Below are 23,267 nucleotides of genomic sequence, written 5' to 3' on the forward strand. Positions count from 1 at the left end.
AAAATGTTGGGTACACCCCAACATTTTTTATCTCTATTAAGTATTTCAACGTTATTAATTGAAGCCTATGAAATAAATACTTATGTCTTAGAAAGTTTTTTGTAACTAAGGAAAGTTCAATGCTTGTATATTTTATTGGTTAAATTACTTTGGTATTTATTAATAAATTAATTAAAATCCATAATACACTTGCATAAATTGGCTGATTGTATGGGTAATTAGTTATATACTAAGCAATTTATGAAAAATGTCACATTTCACCTGGGTGCCACTCTTGTTCTCCTGGAGTTAAAAGGTATGCATAAAAAGTCCAGAGGGAGGCAACCCCAATTATTATGAATGCAACCTTTGTATAGTAAGTTGCATATCCTCCTAAGATAGTAGCAAGTGGGTCGTATCCAAGAAATGCAGCAAGTCCAAGGTTAGCACCTCCAATCACTACAGCAATAAGTGATAACAAATCAATTGTGTGTCTATCCATAAAAATCCTCCTAATCTGCTATGAATTCCTATAATATTATAATAACCATAAAGTCGGTTTAATATGTTGATTAAATATAGAGTTGAATACATAAATATTTAGAAATTGTAAAAGAAAAATATTATAATTTTTATTGCATAATTATAAAATTAATAGTATAATCTTAAATGTTCAGTTTAGTATGCTAAAATATTAAATTAAAGAGGTGCCAGTTTATTTTCGTTTTATTTGTCTTATTATATCGAACTTTAAATTATTAAGAATATTTTAAATATTCTTGAATTTAAAAGATTGCAATGCTAAAATTAAAGAAAAACAAAAATGAAAGGATGGGGGTTAAATTATGTCAAAAATACCAAGAAGGCCTGCTGTTTGGGAGGCATTAATACCAGTTGTAGCACTTGTTGTATTCTTATCGGTTACAATTATTAAATTTAAGGGAAGTCCACACATCCCATTAATATTTGCAGCACTTGTTGCAGCAATAATGGCAGTTAAGGTTGGCTATAAATGGGAGGACATAGAAAAAGGAATTATAGATACTATTTCAATGTCAATGCAGGCAATTATCATACTTATGATAATTGGAACAGTAATAGGTGCTTGGATTTTATCAGGTACCGTTCCAGCTATGATATACTATGGGTTAAAGATTTTATCCCCTGGAGTATTCCTTGTTGCAACTTGTATAATCTGCTGTATAGTTTCTCTTGCAACAGGTAGTTCTTGGACAACAGCAGGTACAGTAGGTATAGCACTTCTTGGGGTAGGACAAGGACTTGGAATTCCACTACCAATGGTTGCGGGTGCGATTATATCTGGTGCATATTTTGGAGATAAGATGTCACCCCTATCAGATACAACAAATCTTGCACCAGCAATGGCAGGTTCAACACTATTTGATCACGTAAGACATATGATATATACAACAGCACCAAGCCTACTAATATCACTTGTTCTATATGGAATTTTAGGTGCAAAATACGCAGGAAAGTCCCTTGATTATGAAAAGATAAACCAAATACTTAATGCATTATCAAGCCAATTCTCAATAAGCATATGGCTACTTATACCACCTATTGTGGTTATAATAATGGTTGTAAAGAAGGTTCCAGCAATACCAGGACTATTTATGGGAACTTTACTTGGTGCAATTTTTGCAGCAATATTCCAGCATCAATCAATTGGTACAATTGTTAATGTATTAAATGATGGATATGTATCAGAAACAGGATTTGAAATAGTAGATTCACTACTTTCACGTGGTGGTTTGCAGAGTATGATGTATACAGTTTCGCTTATTCTTTGTGCAATGACCTTTGGAGGTATAATGGAAAAGGCAGGATTCCTTGAGAGACTTGCAGAGGGATTACTTTCCTTCTCAGACAGCACAGGTTCCCTTGTTTTGGTTACAATATTATCCTGTATATTTACTAACATTGTAGCAGGTGACCAATATCTATCAATAGTTGTTCCAGGAAGAATGTATAAGAATGCCTTTGATAGAAAGGGACTTCATCCAAAGAATCTTTCAAGATGCTTAGAGGATGCAGGTACACTTTCATCACCACTTATACCTTGGAACACTTGTGGAGGCTTCATGTACAGCACCTTAGGAGTACATCCATTTGCATACCTACCATTTGCCTTCTTAAATTTAATTAATCCACTTGTATCAATATTCTATGGATTTACAGGAATAACTATGGAGAAGGTTGATAGTGTAAAAACTGAAACAGTAACTGTGTAATAGATTAGACCACAGGAATTTATATAAATGAATCCTGTGGTCCTTTATTTTTTGTTTTAAATGTGCCACAATATAATTAGGTGATGTGTATGTTTGATGATTTTCAACTTAATGATGATAAACCATATTATCTTCAGGTTAAGGACTATCTTAAAGAGATAATTCTAAAGGGAATGATACAGGCGGATACAAGGCTTCCATCAACAAGGGAACTATCAAAGATGCTAAAGGTTTCAAGAAATACAATAATTGAGGCCTATAATTACTTAGAGGATGAGGGTTTTATATATCAAAAAAAGGCAAAGGGATATTTTGTATCTAAAATACAAAACACACAAAAAACTGTCTTCAATATTGAATGGAGAGAAAAATTAACAAAATTAGTGACTTTGGCGGATAAGATAGATATAACAAAAAGTGAACCAAAGTGGGAAAAGGGTATGATTTCTTTTAAAAGTATTTCCCCAGATCCTAATCTATTCGATGTTGATGAACTTAAAAGAGCCTTTTTAAATAGAATTTCCCTTGAGGAGGGCAAAATACTAAACTATGGTTATGCAAGGGGATATAAACCTCTGATAGATGAAATAAAGAAGTATTTAAAGCTAAAGGGTATTAATCTTAAGGGAAAGGATGTTATAATTACAAATGGTTATACAGAGGCACTAAATTTAGTATTGGGTGCTGTTTGTAATGATAAGGATGAAATACTTTGTGAAAACCCAACCCACAATACAGCCATTAATGCAATGAGGCTAAAAGGACTGAATTTAATCCCGGTTGATATAGAGGAATGGGGGTTAAACCTTGAAATTCTTGAGGATAGAATAAAAAACAACAATCCAAAGCTTTTGTATTTGACTCCATCGTATCACAATCCAACTGGAGTTGTTTTTTCACCAGAGAATAGGCTTAAAATACTTGAAATTGCAAAAAAATATAAACTTCCAATATTAGAGGATGGATTTAATGAGGAATTAAGATACTATAGTTCTCATATATTGCCTCTTGCAGCACTTGATGATGGTAATAGCATTATATATATAAGCAGTTTTTCAAAGGTGCTATTTCCTGGTCTAAGGATAGGTTGGATTTTAGCAGATGAGGTTTTGATAGATTATATTGAAAGTTTAAAGAGGAGTCTTAATATACACACCTCCTTTTTAGATCAGGCCATTTTATTTGAGTATCTAAATGGTGGAAATTTAGAAAAGTATATAAATAAAGTCAAAAGGATATATAGAGATAAGTTCGAATGGGCACTTGAATGTGTGAAAAAATATATACCACATAAAAGAATATTAGGTGAGGGAGGGCTTCATCTGTTTTTAGAGTTAAACAGTGCATCAGCAAGGGATGTGTTGAAGGAGTGCCTAAGGCAGGGGGTTATATTTACACCAGGAGAAGTGTTTTATATAGATGATAAGGGGGAAAATACATTAAGACTGGGCATATCAAGAGTTACGAATGAAGAAATAGAGAGAGGTTTTAAAATAATAGGAGATGTAGTAAAGAAATTGGAGGGATTAAAATGAAAATTGGAGTAATAATGGGTGGAATATCTTCAGAAAGAGAAATATCACTAAAAACAGGAATGGAAATAGCAAACAATCTTGATAAAACAAAGTATGAGGTTGTACCAATTCAAATAGATAAAAAAGAGGAACTAATTGAAAAGGTTAAGGGAATAGATTTTGCCTTTATTGCACTTCACGGACACTTTGGAGAGGATGGAACAGTACAGGGTGTACTTGAAACATTAAATATCCCTTATTCTGGATGTGGAGTGCTATCAAGTGCAATATGTATGGATAAGGATATGACAAAGAGAATATTAAGGTTTGGAGGGTTAAATACAGCAGATTGGATTATTGTAAAGAGCATTGACTTTGATATGGAAAAGGTAAAAGAGATGGGATATCCTCTTGTTGTTAAACCAAACTCAGGAGGTTCAAGTGTTGCAACTACAATAGTTAATAATGAAGATGAGCTTAAGGAAGCAGTAAGAGAAGCTCTAAAATATGATACGGAAGTTATGATAGAGGAGTATATAAAGGGTGATGAAATAACCTGTCCAATACTTGATGGTAAGATGCTTCCTATACTTGCAATAAAACCAAAATCAGCCTTCTTTGACTATACTTCAAAATATGCCGATGGTGGAGCTGATGAATTTGTTGTTGAGTTTGAAAAGGAGCTTCAGGAAAAGATAGAATATATGGCAGTTAAAACCTATGAACTATTAAAGTGTAGGGTATATGCAAGAGTAGATATGATAATAAAAGAGGGTATTCCTTATATATTAGAGGTTAATACTCTTCCTGGTATGACTAAAAACAGCCTTTTCCCAAAGAGTGCAAAGGCAGCAGGAATAAGCTTTTCACAGCTTTTAGATACTATTATTGAAAAGTCGTTGGAGTATAATAAGTAAACAAAAGGTGTTTGACCCTTTTGTTTATTTGAGATTGTTGACAAACCTGTCTTGTAGCAAAAATCTGAAAAGCCCCATAAAAGGATTTCAAATAGGCATATTTCATGAGCTTTAGCAATTCTTAGCTTTTCGACTTTGGAAAAGTCCGTAATTCGGCACAGGACGTGCCGAGCCGAGCGGCCATCAGGACGATGGCATCGCGAGGGTAGGACTTTTTCAAACAAAGAAAAGCTTAGAATTGATTAGCGAAATGAATCAATGCCTAAGAAATCCTTTATGGGGCTAATCAATTTCAACAGGCAGAAGTAAACAAAAGGTATTTGGTACCTTTTGTTTACTTATTTTCTTTTATAAACCCCTCATCTGTGTTATACTAAAATTGAGGTGATATTATGAATGTTTTTGAAATTATATCAAACACTAACATAGACTACAAAGAGAAAAAACACCTTTTGGCACAGGCAGCAGAAAACACATTAAGCTATGTAAACTTAAGTGTAAAAACCGAAAAGCATTTAAAGAAGGGAATACTTTGTGATATATTTGAAGGACACGCTCCCTATAGACCAAGATATATACTTCCAGATTACGAGAAGTATATAGAAAAGGGAAGTGAATATTTAGGAATAGAACCACCAAAGGATATGTATGAGGCAGTTAATGCACTTATGATAATATATCAGTATGTTCCATCTATAACAGGATATCCTGTTTATGTTGGACAGCTTGATTATATACTTGAAAAGTTTATTGATACAGTTTCAGAAAAAGAAGCAAGAAATCTAATAAAGATGCTTCTTATAAATATAGAAAAGACGCTTCCAGATGCCTTTGTTCATATGAACATAGGCCCAAAGGAAACAAGAGCAGGAAGAACTATATTAGAAATGGAAAGAGAGCTTAAAAAGGCAGTTCCAAACATTTCCCTTAAATATTGTAAGGATGAAACATCCCCAGATTTTGCAAAATTTGCAGCAGAGGTTGCTCTTGAAATAGGTAAACCATATTTTGTAAATCATAAAGAAATAAAGAATATATTGGGTGAAAACTATGGAGTTGCAAGCTGCTACAATACACTTAAAATAGGTGGAGGCAGCTATACATTAGTAAGATTAAATTTAAAAAAGGCAGCACAGGAGGCAAAGGACTACAAGGATTTTATGGATAATGTTCTTCCAAATGTAGTGGATTCCCTATGTGAAGTAATAAATGCAAGGGCAAAGTTTATAGTTGAAGAGGCAAAATTCTTTGAAACCTCCTTTCTTGCAAGAGAGGGGCTCATAGACATAAATAATTTTACTTCTATGGCAGGTGTTTTTGGCCTATATGAATGTATAGAGCTTTTAACAGGCCTTAAGCTTGGTCACGATGAAGAGGCAACAAAATACGGAGAAGAAATCTTAGAGAAGATAAAGGGAGTAATAGATAGCATTGAAGGATATGGATGTTTTGGTACTAATGGAAAAATAGGACTTCACGCACAATCGGGAATAGATTCTGATATAGATGTTACAGCAGGAGTTAGAATAAAAATAGGTAATGAACCAAGTATATATGATCAAGTAAAAACTGAAGGAAGGCTGCATAGGCATTTTAATACAGGTGTTAGCGACATATATATATTTGATAAGACAGCAAAGCAAAATATAGATGGTGTTATTAAAATAATAGATGCAGCAATGAAGAGCGGTATAAAGGTTTTTGCACTAAATACAAGTGATTCAGAGCTTATAAGAATAACAGGATATTTGGTAAAGAGAAGTGATGTTGAAAAATATAATCGTGGTGAAGTGATTCGTGAGGATACTGTAAAGCTTGGTGCAGAGAGCATAAAGAACAACAAAACATTAGATAGAAGGGTTAGAGAAATCGAATGAAGGGATTTGTAAATAGAATTATAGAAAATAGCTTTATTGATGGACCAGGTAATAGAATGGCCATATTTATGCAGGGATGTAATATGGCCTGTCTCTATTGCCACAATCCTGAGACGCAAAGGATGTGTACTTTATGCAAAAAATGTTTAGAGGTCTGCAGTACAGGGGCTTTAAGTATAGAGGAGGGCAGGATAAAATACGATAGAAAAAGGTGTATAGGCTGCGATAAATGCTTAGAGGTGTGTTTAAACTTTTCATCTCCTAAATATTTTGAAATTGAATCAGATGAACTTGTGAAACTTATACTAAAAAATGAAATTTTTTTAGATGGCATAACCTTCTCAGGAGGAGAATGTACTCTTCAAACAGATTTTATTGTTGATGTAGTAAAAAAGGTAAAGAATAATAGTAGCTTAACAGCCTTCATAGATACAAATGGACTTATAAATGATGAGAATTTAAATAAGTTAATATCCTGTGTTGATGGTTTTATGCTTGATGTTAAGGCAGTTGATGATTATATACACAGAGCTCTTACAGGAGTTTCCAATGAATTGGTATTAAAAAATTTAAACATACTTGCTAAGACAGATCTTTTATATGAAGTGAGGTATGTTTTGGTTGAGGGATATAACGATAGCATAGAAGAGATAAAAAAGTTAGCAGAACTTCTAAAGGAGTTAAATGATTATACCCGATTGGTTTTAATACCCTTTAGACCTCTTGGGGTTAAAACCCATTTTAGGAATATGCCCTCCTTTAATAGAGTAAAGTATGATATAATATGTGAAGAAGTTTACAAAATACTAAAAGAAAGACTAATAAAAAAGGACTGATGAGGATGAAGACAAGAGGTTTTATATATGCAGTAATTTCGGCTGTACTTTTTGGTTCAGCCGGTATTTTTGTTAAAGAGGGTTATAGCAGCAATTTTTCACCAGTTGATCTTTTAATGCTTCAATATATAATTGCTGGAGTTATTTTATTTCTAATATGCTTGATTAGATATAAAGACTCTCTTAAATTAACTAAAACAATGTTTAAAAAATTATTTATACAGGGTGCTATATTCAATACGCTTATGACGGTGTTTTTTTATACATCCTTCAAATATTTAACTGCAGCAGAGGCGACTCTTCTTCTTTATACTTATCCTTCTATGGTTGCTATTTATACTTCTTTATTCAAAAAAAGTAGGATTGGGTATAAGAAAGTAGTTTCTATTTTATTTTCTTTTGTAGGTAGTGTACTTGTTTTAAATCTTTTCAGCATAGAACTAACAAGAGGTATATACAAAGGAATAATTTATGGACTTTTATCGGCAGTATTTTATTCAGCTATGAACATTTATGCAGAGGAGATTGTAGAAGATGTAAATGAGCTGGTTATAACCTTCTATACGACAATGTTTTCGCTAATAGTGCTGTTTATTTTTAATTATAAATTTATACTAAAGCTATCCTATGTTGATTTTGTTTCAATTAAAAATGCACTAAATTTAGCTCTATTTTGTGAAATAATACCTCTAACACTTTTATATTCAGCAATAAAGCATATAGGACCAGTTAGTACATCCATTATAAGCACCCTTGAGATTCCTTCATCTGCAATACTTGGTGCTGTATTCTTAGGCGAAATATTATCTCCTATACAGATATTTGGCATTCTAATCGTAGTATTAAGTATAATATACTTAAAAAAGAGTTGAAAATAAAGGATAAGTCGAAGGGGGAGCAATGACTTATCCTTTATTTTTAGAAATTTAGTATATCTATTGTAACACCTTTAAAAGTATCAATAACCTTATCAGCATCGCCTAAAATTTCAGGTGAACCAACACCAATAACCTTCATATTTGCACGTCTTGCAGCTTCAATTCCAGCAACTGCATCTTCAAATACACAGCATTCCTCTGGTTTTAATTTGAGTTCTTCAGCAGCCTTTAAAAAAACTTCTGGATCTGGCTTTGCATTTGCAACCTTTGTCCCATCAATAACAGCATCAAAATATGGTAAAAGATTTATATTTTTAAGTATTGTCATTGCATTTTTGCTAACTGAACCTAAAGAAATTTTTATTCCTTTTTCTCTAAGTTCTGTTAAAAAAGCCTTAACTCCATCTAATATTTCGCTCTCATCCATTTTAGATATGTATTCCACATACCAACCATTTTTCTTTTCAGCAAGCTTAAGCTTTGTTTCTTCATCAAATTTTTTATTTCCTATTTCAAGTAGTATCTCAAGGGATTTCATTCTACTAACTCCCTTTAATCTTTCGTTATCTTTTTCTGTAAATTCAAATCCAAGTTCGTTTGCAAGTCTCTTCCAGGCAAGATAGTGATATTTTGCTGTATCAACAATTACTCCATCTAAATCAAATATACATCCCTTAATCATTATTCTTATCCTCCTTTATAAAGTCTAATACAATTATATCAAAAACGTTTTTGTAAACAAAGTATATTTTAAACAAAAATAATTTAGTATTTTGCTTAAATAAGCGTTTATTTTTGAAAATTAATACATAACATTAAATTTCTAATATTATTTATGTAGTATAAAGCAGAAAAAAAGAGAAAAACGGAGTTTAAAAAGTCTAAAAATTTTTTCAAAAAAAGTATTGAAAACGTTTTTGGTATAATATATAATTAAAATTAGCAAAAACGATTTCGAAACAGGAGGAAAAATATGCATAGGGTATGGAATGTTGAAATAAACGAGTATAATTCAACTCAGAATAGAAAGTACGAAACAATTTTTACTTTAGCAAATGGCTATAGAGGTTTAAGAGGAGCAATAGAGTTTTCTAAAATAGGCGAGAGAGGAAATTTTATTGCTGGTGTTTTTGATAAAAATACTGCTCAGGTTACGGAAATAGTAAATTGCCAAGACCCTCTAATTTTTAATATTTATGTAGATGGAGAGATAATTGATATAGATAGTACTAACCTTTTGGATTTCAATAGAAGTCTTGATATGAAAAATGGAATTTTATATTCAAATTATAAGGTAGAACTTAAGAGTGGAAGAATATTAGAAATAAAAACAGAAAGATTTGTAAGTAGAAATAATGTTCATAGATGGGCTGCTAAATATATCATAAAGCCTGTAAACTTTAAGGCAAAAATGTTTATTGAAAATATAATTGATGGAACAGTAGTAAATAGTACATTAGACCCAGCAAATCTTACAAAGCATTTTGAAGTTTTAGATGCAGAGGATTTTAAGCCAGGTATAGCCCTAAAGACAAGAACCTTTGACAACAAAATAGAGATAGTTGAGGCTACAGCAGTTTTATCGGAGGATGAAAACGGAAATATATTCAAATCAAGAAAATACACAAAACTTGGAGAAAAGGTAAGGGAACTTTATGAGTTTTTCGTTGAAGAAGGCAAAGAATATACAGTCTTTAAGTATGGTATTACTTATACTTCAAGGGATACGAAAAAAGAGCTTTTTGAAGTAGCACAAAGGGAGTTAAGAGATTTTATAAACATAGGATATGAAGCCGAAAAAGAAGCACATTCTAATGTATGGCAAAGATTGTGGGATGGTATGGATGTAAAGATAAAGGGTGATGACACAGCCCAAGTAGGAATCAGATTTAACTTGTTTCAACTTGCATCATCTGCCTACTCTGATGATCCAAGGGTAAGTATAGCAGCAAAGGCTCTACACGGAGAAGGATATAAAGGACACGTATTTTGGGATACTGAAATTTTTATGCTTCCATTCTTTGTTTATACAAACCCTGAAGTTGCAAAGTCTTTATTAATGTATAGATACAACACATTAGATGGTGCAAGAAGAAATGCACAATTAAATGGGTTTAAGGGAGCTCAGTTCCCTTGGGAATCTGCAGATGATGGTACAGAGGTTACTCCAAAGTGGGGAGTTGACTACGATGGAAATCCGGTTAGAATATGGACAGGCGATGAGGAATATCATATAAACTCAGATATAGCCTTTGGTATATGGGAATACTTTAGAGCAACTAAGGATGAGGAGTTTTTAATAAATTATGGAACTGAAATACTTCTTGATACAGCGAAGTTCTGGAATAGTAGATTAGAATACAATAAGGCTCAAGATAGATATGAGATAAATAGAGTAATAGGCCCAGATGAGTTCCATGAACACGTGAACAATAATGTATATACAAATTATCTTGCAAAGTGGAATATGAAAAAGGCATTAGAGGTAAAAGAGTGGCTAAAGGAGAAGGATAGAATAAAATATGAAACACTCTGCAACCAATTAGGTATTTCAGATTTAGATTTTAAGGAATGGGAAGAAAAACTCAATAAAATATATATTCCAATGGCTAAGGATGGAAAACTCATTGAACAATTTGAAGGGTATTTTGATTTAGCAGATATTGAAATAACAGAACACGATGAAAATGGAATGCCTGTATGGCCAGATTTAAAAGGGCATAAGCTTCACGATACACAGCTTATAAAACAACCAGATGTAGTTATGCTAATGCTTGTTCTTGGTGAAGAATTTGATTTAGAGTCAAAGAAAATAAACTATGAATACTACGAGAAAAGAACAATGCACAAGTCATCACTTAGTCCATCTATGTATTCAATAATGGGGCTTACGGTGGGTGACACGCAAAATTCATATAAGTATTTCCTAAAGACAATATTAACAGATCTTGAGGATAACCAAGGAAATGCTGGACACGGTCTTCACGCTGCCTCAACTGGTGGTTCTTGGCAAAGTGCAGTTTTTGGATTTGGAGGATTTAGTGTTGATGAAAATGAAGTTCCAAACTTTAACCCTTGGATACCAGAGGTTTGGGATGAATTCACATATACAATAAATTGGAGAGGTTCAAAGGTTGAGGTTACTGTAGATAGGAAAAATGTAAGCATTTATTCACAAAAGGATATAGATGTAAAGGTGTATGGTAAAGATTACAGTATAGCAGCAAATGAAAAATTAGTGGTTGCAAGATAAAGTAGTAACAGTAGAACTTGAAGGGTGCTTGCAGAAGTAATATTATTAATATAAAAAGAATTAAGGGGTGTAATTATGGAAAATAAGGTTGTTACTATAAAGGATGTTGCAAAAAAAGCTGGTGTTTCTGTAAGCACTGTTTCAAGGGCCTTTAATAATTACAGTGATATAAACTCAGAAACAAGGGAGCTTATCTTAAAGGTTGCTGATGAGTTAGGTTATAGGCCTAATATTATTGCAAGAAGTTTAAGCTCTAATAAGAACTTTAGACTTGGTATGTTGGTAGAGGACTATGACTTAGTTGGAATGTTAAATCCTCTTGTTTTTGAGATATTAATGAGTTTTAAAAACACAGCCACAAAATTAGGTTATGAAACAGTGCTTTTATCCACAACATCCGATATACAAAAAAATGAAAAGCTTTCAAAATTGTTTTCGGATAAACAGTTAGATGGAATGTTTATTATGGGACTTAAAATGACGGATGAATATTATAGAGAACTTTCAAAGATAGATAGTCCCTGTGTACTTTATGATATAAATATAAACAATCCTAATGTAGGATGTGTTGGTGTAGATAATATAAGAGGAGCATTTTTGGCAGTTGAGTATTTACTTAAAAATGGACATAAAAAGATAGGTTTTATAAATGGACATAAGGATGCCTATGTAAGCTATGAAAGACTTGATGGATATTACCTTGCCCATAATAGATATGCAGTAAATGTAGATAATACTCTAATTGAATATGCAGATTTTACAGATAAGGGTGCAGAGGAAGCGGTAGAAAAATTAATAAACAGGCATAGGGATTTAACAGCAATATTCTGTGCAAGCGATATTATGGCAATAGGTGCTCTAAATAGGATAAATGATTTAGGCTATACAGTTCCAGATGATATTTCTCTAATAGGTTTTGATGGAATATATCTATCCCAATGTGTTTCACCTAAACTTACAACGATAAAGCAGGACACACTGAAAATAGGTGAAGCAGCTGCAAATTTACTATTCAATTTAATTCAAGGACAGCGTATAGGACGAGTTGTTATAGAACCTGAACTTGTGGAGAGGGAATCAGTTAAAACAGTTTAATACTGCATTTGCAGTAAAAATAAATAATAAAACATAGAGGGGGAAAATATATGAAATTCAAACGCTTTGTAGCGACAGCTACTGCACTTTTAATTACTACTTCATTATTCGTAGGCTGTGGTAAAAAGGAAGGACAAACTACAGAACAGCCAAAGGAAGAAAAAGTTACAATTACACTTGGCTGCTGGGGTTCATCACCTGCAGAAACTCAGCTTCTTGATGACCAAATTAAAAAGTTTGAGGAAACACATCCAAACATCAAGATTGAAAAGCAGGTTATAACTGGAGATTACAATCAAGCATTGCAAGCAAAGATTGCATCAAAAACTGAACCAGATGTTTACTATCTTGATGTATTCCAGGCACCAGCTTACATATCAAAGGGAGTTGTAGAACCACTTGATAGCTACCTTGATATGGAGGATGTTAAGGATTTTGAAGAATTCCTAATTGAAGGTTTCAAGAAGGATGGAAAGATTTACGGTCTTCCAAAGGACTTTAACTCACTTGCAATCTTCTACAATAAAGATATGTTTGAAAAGGCGGGCGTTAAGGAACCAACTACTTGGGCAGAACTTGAAGAAGCTGCAAAGAAGCTAACTAAAGATGGAGTATATGGAATGTCTTTAAGTGCTGATGCAGCAAGATTTATACCATTTATGCTTCAAGCAGGTGGAAAGATAAATGAAGGAGATGCAGTTGCATTTAATACTCAAGAGGCTGCAAAGGGATTAGACTTTTACTTCTCATTAATAAAGAAGGGCTATGCAAAGCAACCAAAGGATCTTGGTGAAGGATGGAATGGAGATGCTCTTGCACATAAGAAGGTTGCTATGGTTATAGAAGGTGGATGGATGATTCCATTTATGAAGGATGCAGGTCCAGATGTTAAGTATGGTATAACTAAACTTCCAAAGGGAGATAAGGAAGGAAACCTTGCCTTTACTGTTGCTTATGCAATGAGTGTTAATTCAAAGCACAAGAAGGAAGCTGCAGAAGTTATAAAGTTCTTAACAGGAAAAGAAGCACTAAAGATGGTTGCAGAAAGTGGTCTTGCAATTCCATCAAGAAAGTCAATGGAACAACTATATACAGAAAAATATCCAGAAAGAACACCACTTGTTGAAGGAACAAAGGGTGCACAAGTATTCCAATTTGGTGCTAATACAACTAAGATTATGGATGCTTTAAATAAGGCTGGTGAAAAGCTATTATTTAACAAAGTAAATGATGGCAAGGCTGCATTAGATGAAGCTGCCAAGGAAGTAGGACAATAATATTAAGGAAGCACCTTGAGTGCTTCCTTTTTTAAAGGAGGTAGTTTATGAGCTCAAAAAGAGGCACCTTAACAAGAGTTAAAACGAGGGAAAAAATAGATGGTTGGCTCTTTGTTCTACCATTTGTTATAAGTACATTGGTTTTCTTTGCAGGCCCCTTAGTGGTTGCATTTATTTTAAGTTTTAAGGAGTATTCCTTTCTTGATCAAAATACTATATGGCAGGCAAAATGGGTTGGATTTGATAACTATTTAAATGCTCTTAAGGATCCAGTTTTTAAGAAGGCTCTTTTAAATACCACTTTATATTCTTTAGGTGTTGTTCCTATTCAGCTTATTATAGCACTTATTTTAGCCTTAATTGTTGATTCAGATATAAAGGGAAAAACCTTCTTTAGAGTGGCTTATTATATACCTACAGTAACATCTACTGTTGCTGTTTCTGTTATGTTTATGTTTATTTTTAAAACAGATGGACTATTAAATAAATTTTTAAAGTTATTTGGAATTCCACCATATAACTGGTTTGGTGATGTTAGATTGGCACTTCCATCTATAATGGGAATGGCCATCTGGTCTTCTGTTGGTCTTTATATGATTATATTCCTTGCAGGGCTTCAGGATATACCACATTCCTTATATGAGGCTGCCTGGATAGATGGTGCAAATAAATGGCAACAGTTTTGGTATGTAACTTTACCGCTTTTAAGACCTACTTTTTTCTTTAATTTAGTAGTTTCACTTATTGGTACCTTCCAAGTGTTTGACCAAGCCTATGTTGTATCAGGAGGTAATGGAGGGCCACTAAATGCAACAATGACTGTTGTTTTATATCTATATAGAACAGGATTTAGAGATTTTAAGATGGGATATGCCTGTGCAATAGCATTTATATTATTTGCAATAATATTTGCACTAACGCTTGTTCAAAAGAAGTTATTTGGAGAAGAGACTCAATATCAATAGGGTGGTGAAATGATGGGCAAGAGGATTTTAAGAGTCCTATTTTATTTATTGGTAATAGGTTATGCAGTAGTTTCTATAGGTCCATTTTTATGGAGTATTTTAACTTCATTAAAGCCTACAAGTGAAATTAATAATTTAGCAATTGACTTTAGTAAACTTAGCTTTAAAAATTATGTATTCTTATGGAAAAAGTTTCCGTTTGCACGATGGATGTTAAACAGCATATTTGTAGCTCTTGTTGTAACCTTTGGGAACCTACTTTTTAACTCAATGGCAGGTTATGCACTTGCAAGAATAGATTTTCCAGGTAAAAAAGCTCTTTTTCTTGCGATACTTGCCTTTATGATGGTTCCTGGACAAGTTGTTATGGTACCAACATTTATTCTTTTAACTAAGCTTGGATGGGTAAACACTTATAAGGGACTAACTATACCATTTTTAACAAGCCTGTTTGGAATATTTTTAATGAGGCAGTTCTTTTTATCAATACCAAAATCCCTTGAGGAGTCTGCTATGATTGATGGCTTGAGTAGATTTGGTATATTCTTTAGAATAGTTCTTCCCCTTGCAAGACCAGCACTTACAACGCAGTTTATTTTGATGTTTACAGGTAATTGGAATAGTTTTCTATGGCCAAGTTTACTTGCCACAAGCGATAGTAAATATACATTACCTGTTGGGCTTAATTCCTTCTATGGACAATATTTTCAATTCTGGGATCAGGTACTTGCTGGAGTTATGATTCTTTCAGTACCATCAATAATTATTTTCTTAATATTCCAAAAGAACTTTATAAAGGGAATTGCAACAACAGGAATGAAGGAATAACAAAAGCATATTATAATAATATATTAAAATTTAGGAGGTCAGAATGTCTAATTTCAGAATAAGCTTTGAGACAGGAGAACAAGTAATATTTTCGGCAAAGAGGGCAGATAGACCAAAGGATTTTTTAGATAAGAATACCACAGATTATGTAGAATACAAAAAGGAATGCCCCTTCTGTGTAGGGAATGAAGAGAGTACTCCTCCTACAATATATAAGATTGGTGACCCTTGGATTATGAGGGTTGTTGAAAACAAATATCCAGCAGTAACAATGCAAAATGAACAAGATGTAAAGGGAATTCACTATGTAGTAGTTGAGAGTAATAAACACAATTGTAGTATTCATAACTTTAACTTAGAAGATTTAGAGAGGCTTATAAAACTATATATAAGGGTTTCAGCTGATATTTATAAAAATCCCGATATTCAGTATGTACAAATATTTAAAAACTATAAAAGAGAAGCAGGGGCTTCCCTTGAGCATCCACACTCGCAGATAATAGGCGTTAGCTTTATTCCAAATAATATTTTAAAGGAACTTGATGTATCAAGGGATTATTACTATGGAAAGGAAAGCTGTATATATTGTGACGAAATAGAAAAGGAAGTAAATTTAAATAAGAGGATAGTTATTGAGAATGAGTATTTTGTTGTATTGTGTCCCTATGCATCACTTTATCAATACCAAACACAAATACTGCCTAAAAGGCACGTAAGTTCTTTATTTAGTTTGACGGAAGATGAAATTAGAGGTTTGGCATATACTATAAAGGATTTATTTGAACGATACAATAGAAATTTAGGTGATATAGCATATAATATGTATTTTCACTGTATTAATAGGGAAGTTAAGGAGTATCACCTTCATATAGATATTTGTCCAAGAACTAATATCCACGCTGGATTTGAAATATCAACAGGAGCTATAATAAATAGTGTGTATCCAGAAGATGCAGCAGAAGTTTTAAGGGATAAAGAAGTAAACAAAGGCTGAGATATGCCATTTGTTTACTTCTTTTATATATTTTTTTATATTTATTCTCGGAATTATTTTATTTTTCTTAAAATTGTAGTAAAATAAATATAAAATATTACAAAAAGAGGGTGTGGCTATGATTATTTATGCAGTTTCAGATTCAATAGGGGAAACAGCTGACCAAGTGGCAAGAGCCACAGCCAGTCAGTTTGATTATGATATAAAAATAAAGCGAGTACCCTATCTTACAACCTATGATGATGTAAAATCCTTTATAGAAACAATAGAGGATACAAAGGAGGTACTGATAATATCAACCATTGTTATGGCTGACATTAGAGACTTTTTGACAAGCTTAGCTGTTGAAAAGGGAATACATATTGTAAATATTTTAGGACCTTGTATTGCAACTACAGCAAGAATAATAAACCAAATGCCTATATTTAAGCCTGGTGCTGTTAGAAAGCTTGATAATGACTATTTTAGAAAGATTGAAGCTATGGAATTTGCAATAGCTTATGACGATAGTAAAGACGATAGAGGAATTAAGAATGCAGATGTTGTACTGCTTGGACTTTCAAGAACTTCAAAAACTCCTCTTTGCGTATATCTTGCAAACAAAGGTATTAAGGCAGCAAACGTTCCCTTAGTACCAGAAGTACAGTTACCAAATGAACTATTTGAGATAGATAGGAATAAAATAATTGGACTTACAATAGACCCTATGGAGCTAATTGAAATAAGAAAGAACAGAATACATAGATTAGGTGGAAGTTTAAGTCAAATAGAATATGCAACAGTAGAGAGAATATTGCTGGAATATGAATATGCAGAGAAGGTTATGAAAAGACTAAGATGTAAAGTAATAGATGTAACTAAAAAAGCAATAGAGGATACTGCTGCAATAATAATGGAGCATATTGGTTGGCAAGAATAAAAAAATAATGTAGAATAATATTGTAAATATGTAGAATGATGTAGCATATTGCGAAAAATAATATAGCAATATGCTATTAATTATGTTATAATATATATGCTAAAATTTAAACAATAAGGAGATGATTAAATGAAGGTTCTTGCTATTTCTTGTAGTCCAAGGGTTGGTGGTAACTGCGATAAAATAATAGACACAATATTAAATGGTATACTAAATGGTAAAAGTGATGTAGTGGTTGACAAGTATAAATTATCAACAATGAACATAAACGGTTGTAAGGCCTGTTATTCCTGTAAGAAGGGAAACGGATGTATACAAAAGGACGATATGCAACTTTTGTATGGAAAACTAAATGAAGCAGACCTTATAATTTTTGCTTCACCTATATATATGGGCCATATAACAGGAACAGGCAAAAATTTTATGGATAGAATGTTTGCCTTTATGAAGGAACATTTTGAAGTAACACTTCCAAAGGGGAAAAAAGCAATTATTGTTTTAACTCAAGGTCATAATGTGGAAAGTGCCTATAGAAGAGTTGCAGATGACCTGATAAATTTCTTCAATTCCTACGGAATAGAGACTGTATCTCAAATAATTGCAGCAGGAACTACACTTAAGGCAGAAAATATAAACAAAAATGTATTAGACCACGCCTATAGGGTAGGGGAGAAGTTAGTTATATAAGGGAGTAGTTATACTACTCTCTTTCATTTTACCCAATGAATTTCATACAGGTTGTGGTTGCAAATTTAACAAAAATGTATTAAAATAAAAGTCAAAATTTAATAATGGAGGTAGAAATATGTCTAAAATAACAGTTGATTATTCAAGGGTTTTAGGCTTTATAGGCGAACATGAAATAAAATATCTTGAATCACAAATATTAGATGCACACGATAAGCTACATAACAAAACAGGAGCAGGAAACGACTTTTTAGGATGGGTTACACTACCTGAAGATTATGATAAAGAAGAATTTGAAAGAATTATAAAGGCAGCAGAAAAGATAAAGTCAGATTCAGATGCACTTGTGGTTATAGGAATTGGTGGTTCATATCTTGGAGCAAGAGCTGCAATAGAAATGCTAAATCATACTTTCTACAATGTACTACCAAAGGATAAAAGAAAGACTCCTGAAATATACTTTGTAGGAAATAATATAAGCCCTGTTTATTTAAAGGATCTTTTAGAGGTGTTAGAAGGAAAGGACATCTCAGTTAATGTTATTTCAAAGTCAGGTACAACCACTGAGCCTGCAATAGCATTTAGAATATTTAAGGAATATATGGAACAAAAGTATGGAAGAGAAGGGGCAAAGGAAAGAATATATGCAACAACAGATAAGGCAAGAGGAGCATTAAAGAAGCTTGCTGATGCAGAAGGATATGAAACCTTTGTTATTCCAGATGATGTTGGTGGAAGATATTCAGTATTAACAGCAGTAGGACTTCTTCCAATTGCAGTATCAGGTGTTGATATAAGAGAAATGATGAAGGGTGCAAGGGATGCAATGGATGAATGTGCAGTTCGTGATGTATTCAATAATCCAGCATACCTTTATGCAGCAGTGAGAAATGCTCTATATAGAAAGGGTAAGACAACTGAAATAATGGTAAACTATGAACCTTGTATGCATTACTTTGCAGAATGGTGGAAACAACTATTTGGAGAAAGTGAAGGAAAGGACAATAAGGGTATATTCCCAGCTTCAGTTGATTTCTCAACAGACCTACATTCACTTGGACAATATATACAAGAAGGTTTAAGAAACATATTTGAAACTGTACTTAACATAGAAAAGGTTAAAACAGATGTTGAAATAAAGGAAGATAAAGATAATATAGATGGATTAAACTTCCTTGTTGGAAAGACTATGGATTTTGTTAATAAGAAGGCCTTTGAAGGAACACTTCTTGCCCACTATGATGGAGGAGTTCCAAATATAGTAATAAATATACCAGAAGTTACACCATACTATTTTGGAAAGCTTGTTTATATGTTTGAAAAGGCTTGTGGAGTTTCAGGTTATGTACTTGGAGTAAACCCATTTGACCAACCAGGAGTTGAAGCATATAAGAAGAATATGTTTGCACTTCTTGGAAAACCAGGATTTGAAGCTCAAAAAGAAGAGCTTGAGAGAAGATTAAACAATAGATAATAAGAATCCAGTTTGGTTTAACCAAACTGGATTCTTTTATGCTTTAAATTTACTCATTTGTTCGTTTAATCTTTCGGATATATAATTAAGTTCGTTAGATAGTTCTGCAACACTATTTATAATATGTTGCATCTCTTGTGATGATGCAGTAATTTGTTCAGATGAAGCAGATACTTCTTCAGCAATAGATGTTACAGACTCAACCCTTGATAGTATTAAATCCTTTGATTGAACTGTCTTATTTACCGCATTAAATGTTTGGTTTATATAAGGTGGAATATTTTCAATAGATTCAAGTATTTCATTAAATGAATTTACTGCATCCTGTGCCAATGCTATTTGTTCTTTTATTAAACTATCAACTTTATTTGAAGTATTAATTACATTTCCTGTTTCATCTATTATAGTATCAACTAATTTTTTAATCTCATTTGATGATTCCTTTGATTTTTCAGCAAGCTTTCTGACCTCCTCTGCAACAACTGCAAAACCGCGTCCAACTTCTCCAGCACGAGCAGCCTCAATTGCAGCATTCAAGGAGAGCAGATTTGTCTGTTCAGATATATTATTAATTACATCTGTTATGTTAGAAATACTCTTTATTTTATCAGCAAGCTCGCTGAATCTTGAAATAACAAGCTTATAGGCAGTTAAAACTTCTTCAAAGTATCCTATTAGGTTTGATATTTTTTCCTTACCGCCATTTGCCTTTTCTTCAGTTTCATTTGTTTTATTGCTTACATTAGTAAGATTTTTAATAATGTTGTTTAATTCATTTGTAAAGTCCTGAAGTTGTGTTACAATATCAGATAAATCAGCAGCCTGTTGCTGTGCCCCCTTTGATACATCCTCTATGGCAGTTGCAACTTCATCTGAAGCAATAAGCATAGTATTTGATGAAGAATTTAATGTATTTGACACGGTAAATATTTTTTCTGATGTCTTCTTTATTTCTAAAATATAGCTCTGCATTGTGTCTAATACTGAATTAATATTTTGTGCAATATAACCAAATTCATCATTCCTGTGAATTGGTATATTTACAGTTAAATCTCCCTCTGAAACGTGCTTCATTGTTCCTGCTATTGCGTTAAGAGGTTTTGTTACTAATCTTGTTGCAAAATAAACAAGTATAGGAAGAACTATTAAAATAAGAAGTATAACTAATATTGTTGTATGTTTTATTGAATTACTAATAGTTAGAAGTTCACTATATGGCATAACAGAGGAGAACTTCCAACCTAAAAAATCATTTGTACTAAAGTAGCCAATATATTTTATTCCGTTATATTCAAATTCTATTTCTCCATTTTTATTGCTTAATATTTTGTTTCCATATTCAGTTGATGAAATGTTTTTATTCATTATTTCTTTTTTATCAGGGTGAACTATAGTAATTCCGTCCTTTTGCAATACAAACAAATATCCTTTTTTTCCAAGTTTAACCTCATCGATATATCGTGTTGAAATCTTTTGTAAATCAATAGAGAATATAAGTGCACCCGCAAAATCCCCATATAAACTTTTGATTGGTGCAGAAATAATAACAGATGGTTTTGTAAAATTATTATCTGCTATTGCAGAAGAAATAATTGGTTTAGATTGATGTTTTACATTTTTAAAGAAGTCATAATTTGACAAATCGGCATCTTTTAGGGATTTTAACCCTGTTGTTGTATTAGGTTGTGCAATTACTTTTCCATCTTTATTTGTTATTAAAACAGTATTTAATTCTCCAAGGTTGTTTAAATATGATGTAACTGTATTATTTAAATAGTTTTGCATATCATCATTTGGTTCAACTTGTAGGCTATATGTATAATTTTTAATTATATCATTGGTTGTTAGTATATAGGCGATATTCATATACTGATTAATAGTCTTTGATATATTATTTGATGTATAAGCCTGTGTATTTTCAAGGTTTTTAAATGCATCATTTTTTGTTATATCAATTGACCTTTTATTTAGCATAGCACCTACTACAAGCATAGGCAGGATTGATATTAAACATAATATCAGTATAAGTTTTAATCTAAAGCTGTGTTTCATCTTATTCTTTGAATCTGTTTCTTTTAAACGTTTAAGCGATAATAAATTAAAAACATTCTTAAAATTAATAGACTTAAATTTAGGTTTTTTTATCCTTTTTTGTAGTTTCATAGAACTTCCCCCCTGCGATGTTCAAAAAAAGTAATGTTTCTAAATTAATTATATTAAAATTTTGATTAATGTGCAAACGTTTTAATGAAGAAATATTTAAAAAATTAAATAAGAGGATTTGATTACCTCAAATCCTCCTCAAGTTCCACAATCTCAAAATAATCAAAATCTATCTCCTCAATAAAATTATCCTGTTTAAAGGAAGTTTTAGAATACTTATTATACTCTTCAAGATTTTTAGGAAGCCAATAGGGCTTTTGAATATCAAGTTTTTGACATATCTCAGTTATACAGATTTTTAGGTTCTCTTGATAATCTGCACCACCTTTAAATTCTGCCTCTTCGTGTCTTATTAGCTTATTATTTTTGTATATTTTTCCCCAAAGTCTCAACTATAGCACCATCCTTATTGTAATTATTTTTTAGTAAGGTATAATAATTTATAATAACACGTTTAGAAGTAAAATAAAATATATAAGGGTGAAATTATGAAACAAAAGGATTTAAATGAGGCTGTAGAGTGTATTAATAATAAAATTAATATTTTGCTTGAACAGTTTGATATTAAGCTTATTTATATATTTGGTTCATATGCAAAGGGTACAAATAACAGAAATAGCGATCTTGATATTGCAATTTTGCTGGGTGAATATACACCCTATGACAAAATAAATCTTATATCAGAATTGGTGGGGATTTTAAATAGAGATGATATAGATGTCGTTATTCTAAACGATGCCAATTCAATATTAAAATTTCAAGTTATAAAATATGGTAAAATTGTTTACAAGGTTTCGGAATATGAAAAAGTAATATTTGAGTCAAAAACAATGGATGAATATATGGATATGGAATATTATAGAAACAGACAAAAGCAGGTTATGGATATAACTTTTAAGGAAAAGTGGGGTATGTTAAATGACAAAAGACATAGCTGAACTTATAGAATATAAGATAAGAGAACTACAAAAAAATCTTTTGCTTCTTAAGCAGGTTTCATTTGATATAAATAAAGAAAATCTAAAGAGAGATATGTTAAGGTATTGGGGCATTGAAAGAGGTTTACAAATTTCGGTTGAATGTGTGATAGATATAGCCAATATAATAATTTCTACAACGGAATTAGATAAACCTGATAGTTATAGAGAAACCCTTCTTACTTTGCATAAAATAGGTGTAATTCCAGAGAAGTTTGCAAAGAACATAGTTGGAATGGCATCCTTTAGAAATATATTAGTTCACGATTATTTAAGAGTGGATGAAGAAATTATAATAGATGTGCTGAAAAATAAACTTGATGACTTTGCAGAGTATATAAAATATGTGCAGACGTGGTTAGACAAAAATTATAAATAAAAG

Annotated in this window: 21 protein-coding genes; 17 read left to right on the top strand and 4 right to left on the bottom strand. The window is 32.2% G+C overall.

Features of this window, described 5'->3' with window-relative positions; all coding sequences use genetic code 11:
• Positions 1–250: 250 nt before the first annotated feature.
• On the bottom strand, positions 251–481 hold the full coding sequence (locus A3M9_RS0102530; RefSeq protein ID WP_027307806.1) for a DUF378 domain-containing protein: 231 nt from the start codon (positions 479–481) through the stop codon (positions 251–253).
• Between the two features lie 343 nt (positions 482–824).
• Between A3M9_RS0102530 and nhaC the strand changes: the two genes are divergently transcribed.
• The 6 genes from nhaC to A3M9_RS0102560 all read left to right on the top strand — a co-directional run bounded on the left by nhaC (position 825) and on the right by A3M9_RS0102560 (position 8,247).
• On the top strand, positions 825–2,231 hold the full coding sequence (nhaC, locus tag A3M9_RS0102535) for a Na+/H+ antiporter NhaC (RefSeq protein ID WP_027307807.1): 1,407 nt from the start codon (positions 825–827) through the stop codon (positions 2,229–2,231).
• 89 nt (positions 2,232–2,320) lie between these two features.
• Positions 2,321–3,766, top strand: coding sequence for a PLP-dependent aminotransferase family protein (locus A3M9_RS0102540; protein WP_027307808.1), 1,446 nt, complete (start codon positions 2,321–2,323; stop codon positions 3,764–3,766).
• Entirely contained in the window at positions 3,763–4,662 is a 900-nt protein-coding gene (locus A3M9_RS0102545; protein ID WP_027307809.1) for a D-alanine--D-alanine ligase, read from the top strand. The genes A3M9_RS0102540 and A3M9_RS0102545 overlap by 4 nt, the downstream gene beginning before the upstream one ends.
• Positions 4,663–5,054: 392 nt before the next feature.
• Complete coding sequence (locus A3M9_RS0102550; RefSeq protein WP_035165682.1) at positions 5,055–6,539, top strand: YjjI family glycine radical enzyme; 1,485 nt, start codon at positions 5,055–5,057, stop codon at positions 6,537–6,539.
• The gene (locus A3M9_RS13035; protein ID WP_051350559.1) at positions 6,536–7,375 is read left to right on the top strand and encodes a YjjW family glycine radical enzyme activase; all 840 of its coding nucleotides are present in this window, start codon (positions 6,536–6,538) and stop codon (positions 7,373–7,375) included. Before A3M9_RS0102550 ends, A3M9_RS13035 begins: the two co-directional genes overlap by 4 nt.
• Positions 7,376–7,380: 5 nt before the next feature.
• Entirely contained in the window at positions 7,381–8,247 is an 867-nt protein-coding gene (locus tag A3M9_RS0102560; protein ID WP_027307811.1) for a DMT family transporter, read from the top strand.
• 46 nt (positions 8,248–8,293) lie between these two features.
• Here the strand turns inward: A3M9_RS0102560 and pgmB are convergent, their stop codons facing one another.
• Positions 8,294–8,935 carry a beta-phosphoglucomutase gene (gene pgmB, locus A3M9_RS0102565; RefSeq protein ID WP_027307812.1) on the bottom strand — a complete coding sequence of 214 codons (642 nt, stop codon included), beginning with the start codon at positions 8,933–8,935 and terminating at the stop codon, positions 8,294–8,296.
• Between the two features lie 291 nt (positions 8,936–9,226).
• Between pgmB and A3M9_RS0102570 the strand changes: the two genes are divergently transcribed.
• The 9 genes from A3M9_RS0102570 (at position 9,227) to A3M9_RS0102610 (ending at position 19,745) form a co-directional block, all read left to right on the top strand.
• Positions 9,227–11,506, top strand: coding sequence for a glycoside hydrolase family 65 protein (locus tag A3M9_RS0102570; protein WP_027307813.1), 2,280 nt, complete (start codon positions 9,227–9,229; stop codon positions 11,504–11,506).
• Positions 11,507–11,581: 75 nt separating this feature from the next.
• Positions 11,582–12,601 (top strand): LacI family DNA-binding transcriptional regulator, encoded by a 1,020-nt coding sequence (locus tag A3M9_RS0102575; RefSeq protein WP_035165683.1) that lies wholly within the window; start codon positions 11,582–11,584, stop codon positions 12,599–12,601.
• A gap of 50 nt (positions 12,602–12,651) precedes the next feature.
• Positions 12,652–13,878 (top strand): ABC transporter substrate-binding protein, encoded by a 1,227-nt coding sequence (locus A3M9_RS0102580; RefSeq protein ID WP_027307815.1) that lies wholly within the window; start codon positions 12,652–12,654, stop codon positions 13,876–13,878.
• Positions 13,879–13,925: 47 nt separating this feature from the next.
• Positions 13,926–14,843 carry a carbohydrate ABC transporter permease gene (locus A3M9_RS0102585; protein ID WP_027307816.1) on the top strand — a complete coding sequence of 306 codons (918 nt, stop codon included), beginning with the start codon at positions 13,926–13,928 and terminating at the stop codon, positions 14,841–14,843.
• Between the two features lie 12 nt (positions 14,844–14,855).
• Complete coding sequence (locus A3M9_RS0102590) at positions 14,856–15,671, top strand: carbohydrate ABC transporter permease (RefSeq protein ID WP_027307817.1); 816 nt, start codon at positions 14,856–14,858, stop codon at positions 15,669–15,671.
• Between the two features lie 43 nt (positions 15,672–15,714).
• The gene (galT, locus tag A3M9_RS0102595) at positions 15,715–16,665 is read left to right on the top strand and encodes a galactose-1-phosphate uridylyltransferase (RefSeq protein WP_051350560.1); all 951 of its coding nucleotides are present in this window, start codon (positions 15,715–15,717) and stop codon (positions 16,663–16,665) included.
• A gap of 118 nt (positions 16,666–16,783) precedes the next feature.
• Positions 16,784–17,584: a pyruvate, water dikinase regulatory protein gene (locus tag A3M9_RS0102600; RefSeq protein ID WP_035165684.1), complete on the top strand. Its 801-nt coding sequence runs from the start codon at positions 16,784–16,786 to the stop codon at positions 17,582–17,584.
• A 129-nt stretch (positions 17,585–17,713) separates the two neighbouring features.
• Positions 17,714–18,271: a flavodoxin family protein gene (locus A3M9_RS13040; protein WP_051350561.1), complete on the top strand. Its 558-nt coding sequence runs from the start codon at positions 17,714–17,716 to the stop codon at positions 18,269–18,271.
• Positions 18,272–18,389: 118 nt separating this feature from the next.
• Entirely contained in the window at positions 18,390–19,745 is a 1,356-nt protein-coding gene (locus A3M9_RS0102610; RefSeq protein ID WP_027307820.1) for a glucose-6-phosphate isomerase, read from the top strand.
• A gap of 36 nt (positions 19,746–19,781) precedes the next feature.
• Here A3M9_RS0102610 and A3M9_RS0102615 read toward each other — a convergent pair whose 3' ends face one another.
• A complete protein-coding gene (locus A3M9_RS0102615; protein WP_027307821.1) occupies positions 19,782–21,908 on the bottom strand; it encodes a methyl-accepting chemotaxis protein in 2,127 nt (708 codons plus the stop codon).
• 122 nt (positions 21,909–22,030) lie between these two features.
• Positions 22,031–22,300, bottom strand: coding sequence for a hypothetical protein (locus A3M9_RS0102620; RefSeq protein WP_027307822.1), 270 nt, complete (start codon positions 22,298–22,300; stop codon positions 22,031–22,033).
• A gap of 96 nt (positions 22,301–22,396) precedes the next feature.
• Here A3M9_RS0102620 and A3M9_RS0102625 point away from each other — a divergent pair, with 96 nt between their 5' ends.
• Together A3M9_RS0102625 and A3M9_RS0102630 are read left to right on the top strand one after the other, a co-directional pair.
• Positions 22,397–22,846 carry a nucleotidyltransferase domain-containing protein gene (locus A3M9_RS0102625; protein ID WP_027307823.1) on the top strand — a complete coding sequence of 150 codons (450 nt, stop codon included), beginning with the start codon at positions 22,397–22,399 and terminating at the stop codon, positions 22,844–22,846.
• Positions 22,827–23,264: a DUF86 domain-containing protein gene (locus A3M9_RS0102630; RefSeq protein ID WP_027307824.1), complete on the top strand. Its 438-nt coding sequence runs from the start codon at positions 22,827–22,829 to the stop codon at positions 23,262–23,264. The genes A3M9_RS0102625 and A3M9_RS0102630 overlap by 20 nt, the downstream gene beginning before the upstream one ends.
• Positions 23,265–23,267 lie beyond the last annotated feature (3 nt).

Source organism: Caloramator sp. ALD01 (genome assembly GCF_000472625.1).
GTDB lineage: Bacteria > Bacillota > Clostridia > Clostridiales > Caloramatoraceae > Thermobrachium > Thermobrachium proteoclasticum.